Annotated in this window: 3 protein-coding genes; 1 reads left to right on the forward strand and 2 read right to left on the reverse strand. The window is 36.7% G+C overall.

The window, feature by feature from the left end; translation table 11 throughout:
• A partial coding sequence (locus ACY65O_RS15220) for a glycosyltransferase family protein (protein WP_462221715.1) occupies positions 1-3111 on the reverse strand: 3111 nt, incomplete at its 3' end.
• Positions 3112-3301: 190 nt separating this feature from the next.
• Here ACY65O_RS15220 and ACY65O_RS15225 point away from each other — a divergent pair.
• Positions 3302-3571, forward strand: coding sequence for a hypothetical protein (locus ACY65O_RS15225; RefSeq protein ID WP_462221716.1), 270 nt, complete (start codon positions 3302-3304; stop codon positions 3569-3571).
• Positions 3572-3663: 92 nt separating this feature from the next.
• Here ACY65O_RS15225 and ACY65O_RS15230 read toward each other — a convergent pair.
• Positions 3664-4219, reverse strand: a 556-nt coding sequence (locus tag ACY65O_RS15230; protein WP_462221717.1) for an outer membrane beta-barrel protein, incomplete at its 5' end; no start/stop codon positions are given.

Here is a 4219-nt window from a genome sequence, read left to right on the forward strand (position 1 = left end):
TTTTCGTCCCAGTAATCTTAAATAAATTGTTTGAGCATCGGTGACCACAGCTATTTTACCTGTGCTAACACGGCTTATAAACCAGGTTACAAATGGCGCAATGATCCATACTGCAATAAAGGGTACAGCAAAAATTAAAGCAAAAGGATTATATAAAGTCAAATATAAAAAGATAGTAACGGCAAGGAGTGGCCCAAACCACATTTCTACATAAGCAGCCAGTATTGTTTTTTGATTATTGTTAGTGTTATGAGAAGGGTTCCACTGCAATAAATTTTTATGACTGATAAACATGCGCCATAAAGTACGCAGTATAGCATCTGTATTGCAGGCTGCTTCGTAAGGCAATGCACAAAGTTCAATCAGGTGCTGATAAAACTGATTGCTTGCAGCACGAAAAGAAAAAATAAAATGCTGCGAAAAAATTACATCCTCCGGCCTCGTAAACAACGACCAGCAAAAACTAATTACCGATGGCAACAATACAATCAGCGAAACTGTCATGGTCCAAAACAACGGCATAGAAGAAATTATCCAGCCATACAATAACAACAACAATAAAGCCTGCGGTATTAAACTCCGGCGGATGTTATCTGCGATTTTCCATTTAGATAATAAACTTAATGGGTTTCGTAATATTTTTTTATTCGGGCCTGGCACAAAAGGTAACATCCAGTTAGCAATTTGCCAGTCGCCACGTATCCATCTGTGGCGGCGCTGCATATCGGCGCTGTAACGGTTGGGATATTCTTCATACAGTTGTACATCGGTAATTAACCCAGAACGGGCATAGCAACCCTCTAACAAATCGTGACTTAAAATTGAATTATCAGGAAAAACATTATGCAGGGTTTCTTCAAATGCAGCAACATTATAAATTCCTTTTCCAATAAAAGAGCCTTCTTTAAAAAGATCCTGGTAAACATCTGAAGTTGCTTTGGTGTAGGGATCGGTACCTGGTTCGTTACCATGTATTTTTGCATATAACGAACTTTTATTACCCGGTAAACTATTACTCACCCTTGGTTGTAAAATAGTATAGCCTTCTGTTACTCTTTTTTTCTTTGCAGAATAAAATGCCTGGTTAAGCGGATGAGCCATAGTAGCCACCATCTTCCATGCAGCATCTCTCGGTAACTGTGTATCGGTATCGAGTGTTATAATATATTTTACTGCGGTGTACACAGCCGCTTCCCCAATTATCATCGAAAAATATTGTTTGCCGTTGCCCTGTATCAACGCATTTAATTCGGCCAGTTTACCACGTTTACGTTCGTAGCCCATCCATATTTTATCTTTTGCATTATATTTTCGTGGCCGGTGAAAAAGAAAAAAAGTATCATTGGTTTGCCTGTCGTATTTTCTGTTGAGTTCAACTATTTTATTACGCAGGTTGAATAAAAGCATTTCATCTTCGGGAAGTATTTCAGTTTTTGCGTCTTTAAAATCGGTTAACAAAGCAAATTGCAAATGCTCGTTTCTGTTAGCTAAAAAACGTACTTCAATGCCTTCTATTAATTCATTGATGCCTGCGGCAGATGTAAGCATTGTAGGTATTACCACCATGGTACGGTGTTGCAGTGGAATACCTTTTGAAAAATCCATCTTCGGTAATAAAAAAGGTTTTGCCAATAAAGTAGATAACCAATTTACAACTGCCAGCGATAAACGGCTTGTAGCTAATAAAATAATAATTCCCACAATTATCATTTGCCATTGTGCTAATCCTTCATGAAAAATGGCACAAATTAAACCCCAGCTTATTAAAAATGTTATTATCACTATGCCACCGGCATACATAAGGAAGGGGGCTTTATTAAAAAAAATTCTTAATGAGTCAGCCTTTGTACAACACATTTTTGCATGCCGCTGCAATTGCGCCAACCCCTTTCCCGTTAAATAATAACCCACATGCTGTTGCCTCAGGTGTTCTTGTTTTCCTTCATTATTTTTTGCCAGTTGGATAGCAATTTCTGCTACTTCGTTTTCTGTAAGCTTACTGTATTTGGCAGTTTTTTCCACCGCATGCCGGTAGTTATCACGTGTATGAAAATCCATTTGTTGGTATACGCTGTCCACATCATGCCGCAGTACCTGCTCTACAATGCTGGTATTTTCTACAAACTCTCTCCAATCGGTAGTGTTTAAAAATCTTAGACTGCTGATGCTGTTGCTGATTGATACCTGGTCGGCTGCCTGCTTTTGATTTTCTAAATGAATTTGCTCATTACTGGTAAGGCTTTCTTCCGATAATCGTTGTTCTATCCAATTTAATGGCAGCGAAAGTGCATTACCTTTTTCCTGCAAACGACGGGTGAGTTCTGCAATAAAAGAACTGTCCATCGGCGGTTCGCTCCTTGCCATATCTGCAATTACTAACACTAAATTTTTAGGATCATTTTCTGCAGCATCAATCATTTTATCGGCCCATTTATTGGCCAGTGTTTTATTAATGATATCGCTGGCAATTTGTATTGAAAGGCGGCGTAAATTTTCAATTAAAGCCAGCCTTAACATAATGGGGATGGCCCACAATTCGCCCAGTTTTAAAAAAGTATTGGTTTGATAAGCGGTAACAAAACTAATAAGGCTTTTAAGGTCTATATGCCCATCACTGTGGGAAATTATTTCCACAGCTATATCGTAAACCCGTGGTAATCCCGCCGATTCGCCTTTTAAAAGTTGAGGTAATCCTTTACTGTAACCTTTGGGTAAATGTTTTTTCCCGGTATAAATTTGCTCTTCAATTAAATAAAAATTATCTAATAACCACTCGCCTGCCGGCACAATGCGGTTATTGTTTTTTATAGCATCGGTTAATGCTGCATGTACCTCCAGTAAAATATTTTCATTTTCGGCGAGGCGTTTTAATAATTGTTCTGATGGGTGAGCAGATATAAGCTGGTGTTTTCTGGAAATTGCTCTGGCATGTTGTTCCAGTTGCTCTGCAGTAAATAATTCCGAACGTAATGGCGGCCTTTCGTTAGCGTATTTATCAGTTTTAGTTTCTCCAAAAATGGGATCAATTATATTTTTTTTCAATGCTGCTATTGCCTGCGGCAGCATTTCGAAAAGTTCATTTGGTTGATTTGTTTTTTGGTTACCGTTCATTATACAAATAATTTATTGATCCATTTTATTCAAACCGATTGTAAGTGCTAATGGTGCTATTTTTTACAGAATTATCTACTAATATCATGCCTTTAAATTTAAATACTTGTGCAAAGTGATTGGCATGAAAATAAATTTTACTGATATACAATTATTTGGCACAGGATTATCAGTGTTATAAAAAAACAATATGAAAAAAAATACCAGTCCGATGAAGGATAAAAAAGATATTCAAAAAAATCCTGACCATAAAATTGATGAGGATTTTCCCGGTTTTCCCAATGGCAGCGCTACAGAAAAAATAATAACACCAAAAACAGCTCTTGAAAAAAAAGTTGCTGGAGTTAATATTACTGATGGAGAAAAAGTAAATAAAAAGAAGGGTGAAAAAGATGAAGCCGAATCAGACGGCTCCGGCGGTGCATTTAATGCAACAGAGGAAGTGAAGAATGATGAATAGCTTATGAATATTCTCTTCTTATTAAAAAAATAGAGAGCCTCTATAGAAATAGAGGCCCTTTTAACGATTGCTTGCTATATGAAAAAAGATAATTAAAATTTATACACTGCTGCTATTAATGCACTTGCAGTAGATTTTGTGCCAGAGCCATTATCCTTTAAGAAGATAGTACTCTGTGCATTTTCAAATCTTACTTCAGGAATAATAGTTAGTGGACCAATTTTGCAGTTTACAGAAAGTGTGTTGGCAAAAATACTTTTTGCAGGAAAATAAACTGTTTTATCATCGCTGATGTATTCACTTCTTAAAGTAATGCCCAGTTTATCTGTTGGATCAAAATTTAAATACAATGCATTACCTATCCAGCTGCCTGTGCTACCGGTAACAGGTTTTCTTGATTGCACTGTTCCATTATAACCAATATTAAATTTACTGGTGATGGTGCCTAATACCACCAAATCAATTTGATTTAATGATTTTAAACCGCTGGGATTTGCGCCTTCATCAGAACCTGCAAAACCAGAATAATTAAGATAGGCTTTTAACTTACCATTTTTTGTAGCCCCGCTAACTTGTGCTATTAAATTTTTAACACTTGTTGTAGCTGTTGTTTGATCGGTATAATTGGTTAAGCCAATCATAAAACCA

This window comes from Ferruginibacter sp. (assembly GCF_031430955.1).
In the GTDB taxonomy this organism is placed as follows: domain Bacteria; phylum Bacteroidota; class Bacteroidia; order Chitinophagales; family Chitinophagaceae; genus Ferruginibacter.

Excerpts from the sequence above, each read along its gene's own strand:
- ACY65O_RS15225 (WP_462221716.1), top strand. The coding sequence starts at position 3,302 with ATGAAAAAAAATACCAGTCCGATGAAGGATAAAAAAGATATTCAAAAA.